The following is a 3,822-nucleotide window of genomic DNA, read 5'->3' as shown; positions in this document are numbered from 1 at the left end:
GCGTCGCCTCGACCGTGGTGGTCATCGTGATCCCTCCCATCGCCCGTGCAGTGCCTGGTCTTTCGGCCACCGACCGGACCTCATGCCCGGTCACCCGACTGCCACCGCTGCGCCCCCTGACGGATCAGATCCGCCATGTCCGGGGTGCCGACGAAGGTGAAGTCGGACAGGCGCTGCAGCACCCGTCCATCCGGGGTGTGGGCGGTCACGGTCACCGTGACCGTCATCGGGCCGGGTCGGACGTCGTCGACGACCACGATGAACGTCTCGTTGGCCGGCAGCGGAGCGAAGAACTCCGCGTGCCCGATCTTGATAGGCAGGGCGCCCACCTCGTTCAGGGTCCACCGGGCGAGCACGCTCCCGGCCGCGGCGAGGATGTCGCACAGGACCGGGCGGTGCAGCGCGCCCGCGAACGCGCCCCCGGCAAAGGGCAGTTCCGGCAGGCGGCACTCAGCCACCAGACGGCCCGGCTCCCGCACGAGCAGGCGCCGGATGCCCCGCATCAACGGCCCGTGGATGAGCAGCCCGTCGGTGTAGACCCAGGCCGCGTCCTCGCCCTGCTCGCCGAGCCGGTAACCATCGGCGGGCCAGCCCGGAGCGGTCGGGGCGGCCCCGGTGACCCCGGTGACCCCGGCGAGCACGAGGGTGCCCGCGTAGTGCGAGGTCGGCAACGCGCCGCCGCTGTCCCCGCGAACGGTCGCGGACACCGTCACCGGCCCGCCGTCACGTCCGTCACCGGGCCTACCGTCGGTCCCGTCGACGGGCCGCGCGTCGAGCCAGTAGTCCCGCAGGTGCGCCCCGTCGAACACGATCCCCTTGTGCACGATGAAGTTCCGGACCTCGACAACCTGGCGCCCGGGCAGGGCTCGTTCGACCCCGTTGACCAACCAGCCGAGACCGGCGGTGGCGGGCAGCACCGGGGCCGGCCCGATCTGGTACTGGTCGATGACCGTCTCGGTGTCCATAGCCGCTATCGAACGGTGCGCCACGAACGCGGCGGGCGCCGTGCCACCCGCGGTCCGCGCGAGCGGAGCGGATCCACCGATGAGGACCGCGCCGTCCGCGCCGTGGCCGTCGACGAGTTCCGCGACGAAGCGGCGCGCGCCCTCGTCCGGCGGCAGCAGCGTCACGCCCCGGGAGCGGAAGAGCTCCCGCAGATCGGCCGTGACCATCCCGCCGTCCCAGGCGCCCCAGTTCAGGGCGACCACCCGGCCGGTGAGCCCGGTCCGGGCCCAAGCCGCGACCCTGGTCAGCGCCTCGTTGGCCGTGGCGTAGTCGGCCTGCCCCGGGTTACCGAAGACACCGGCGACCGAACCGAACAGCACGAGATGACGCAGCGGTGCGCCCTCCAGCGCCGTGAGCACGGAGCGCAGGCCGGCGAGCTTCGGGGTGAGCACCGACCGGATGGCCGGGACGGTCTTGTCCGTGAGCATCGCGTCGGCGAGAGCGCCGGCGCCGTGCACGACGCCGGTGACCCGGTCACGCCAGGGCGCGAGCGCCGCGGCCGTCGCCACCGGATCCGAGGCGTCCACAGCCTGGTAGTGGATCCGCGCGCCGGTCGCGGAAAGATCACCGAGGGTAGCACGCACCTGCCGGACGGCGATCACGGCGGCAGCCGCGGCGTCGACGTCGGGCAGCCGCACCTTGCGTCCCTCGGCACGGGCCCCGGCGAGATACGCCGCCTTGAGGCCGTCATCCTCGACTCCGGCCGCCCAGCCCGGCTCCTCAACCAGATTCGTGCGTCCGAGCAGGACAAACTCGCAGGAGGCGCGGCGCGCCAGCTCCTCGACGCAGCGCGCGGTCACTCCGCGGGCTCCGCCGGTCACCACCAGGACGTCCTCCGGGCCCACCGGGGGCCGGAGCGCCGCCGGGGCGGTCGCCCCGGTCGCCCCGGTCACCTCAGTCGCCCCGATCACCCCGCCCTGGACATACTTGACGGACCAGCGGCGTCCCTCGGAATCCAGACCGACCTCGACGACGTCCCGGGCGGAATCGACGGCCTCCGCCAGGACGGCCGCTGCGAAGGTGTCGTCGTCGAGCGCCGGATGGACGTCGACCGACCGGCAGACCAGCTCAGGTGCCTCGAGCGCGACGGTTTTCACCAGCCCGGTGACCCCCGCGGTGACCGCCCCGGCTATCGAGGACCCGCCTCGATGGCCGAGCAGCCCGTCGACCCGCGTCACCGTGAGGAAGGCCGCGCGCCGGCCTGCCGAGGCCGCCGCCCGCAGCGGTACGACGACCCCCTTCGTGGCCAGGATGGCGTCGGCGAGCCCACGCGCGGCGACGTCGAAGCCTGCCAGGCCGGTGGCGCCGATCCCGGCTCGGTCGTCCTCCCCGGCGCGGTCCGGCTCGACCCCGGATCCGGCGCCCGGTGATGCCGGAGCGCCGAGGGCGAGCAGGCAGAGGTCCAGGCGGACCGATCCGGCGACGGCCGCGAGCGCCGCCTCGACCGCGGCACCGTCCCAGCCGAGGAGGCCGGCGGCGTCGGAGCCCGCAAGGGACCCGATCGCGATCCGCTCGACCGAGATGCCGCGCTCCCTGAGGTGGCGGACCAGCGCCGCACCACCGGCGTCACCGACCTCGATCACGAGCGCGCTGGGCTGGACGCCGAAAGGCTCGTCGAGCGGGTCTACGGCCGGCAGAAGGCGCGGCACCGCACGCAGCCGCTCGATGGACGCCTCGGTCGGAACGGGGTGCGGCGCCGATGCAGTCGCCGTGGGCATCGACGCCGCCGTCTCAGTAGCGGTGGGCGGGGTCGACTCGGGTGCGGCGCTGGCCGGCGCGGTCAGGCCCAGGCCATCACGCAGGAACGAGGCTACATCCGCCAGCGTCCGCATCTCCGCCGCCCGCTCCGGACCCACCGCAGGAACACCCGGGAACCGCTCCTGCAACGACCCCAGAATCTGCACCCGCTTAATCGAATCAACCCCCAGATCCGACTCCAACGCCATCGACGGCTCCAGCACATCCACCGGATAACCCGTCTTCTCCGCCACCACCTCCGCCACCACCTCCGCCACCGCCGACTCAATAACCGACACGTCGACGCCCGCCGTCCCCGCCGGCGGGGCAATCCCAGCGGTGGCCGGCTGCGACCCCACGGTCGCCGGGGCCGCGGACGGAACGGTCACCGGAGGCACGGGCGGGGCAGCCGCGATCGCACCCGCCGGACGCCCGTTGCTGTTCCCGGCGCCGGGGATCGAGAGCGGGACGGCCGGCAGCCCGGGCGCCGGGATTCCCGGCGTGCGCAGATCGCCCGTCGTTCCCCGTCCGTACAGGTCCGTCGGTTCCGTACCGGTGGTGAGCGCGCCGCCGTTGCCGTACTCCAGGTCGGTCAGGGACGCCAGGATCTCGTTGACCCGGATATGGGCCTCACCCACGGCCAGGCTCTGCCGGGTCACGGCGTCGGCAGCGGCCCGGATCTCCTGGCCCGCCCCATTGCCCGCGGGGGCCGCGCGAAGGACCTGCACGAGGCCCTCGGCGACCCGGAGCTGGGTGTCGAGGAACTGGGAGTGCAGGGCCAGATGGTCGCGGGCGACCTCGCTGATGCCGGCGACCTCACCGGCGCTCGGGGCCGGGGCCGCCAGGGTGGCTGCCGCTACCGGAGCGGGCGCTACCGGGGCGATGGCCATCGGGACAGATACCGCCCGGGTGGGCGCCGGTGCCGGCTGGGTGGGTACTGGCTGGGTGGGCGCCGGTGCCGCTTCGAGGATGCGCCGCTCGGTGGCGGCGGTCGGCGTCGCTCGCGCCGGGTCGAGCCCGCCGCCGGCGCCCCGGCCGGACGCGGCCGGGGCGTCTTCGAGCGCCGTGGCGGCCGACTTC

1 protein-coding gene is annotated in these 3,822 nt (G+C 74.4%); it reads right to left on the bottom strand.

From position 1 onward, the window contains the following. Positions 1-80: 80 nt before the first annotated feature. Positions 81-3,822: KR domain-containing protein (locus tag ACY45C_RS14785; protein WP_462188182.1), on the bottom strand; the 3,742-nt coding region annotated here is incomplete at its 5' end.

This window comes from Frankia sp. CcWB2 (genome assembly GCF_977927585.1).
Note: the sequence above shows the minus strand (reverse complement) of the source record. Positions and strands in the feature narration are given on the sequence as shown.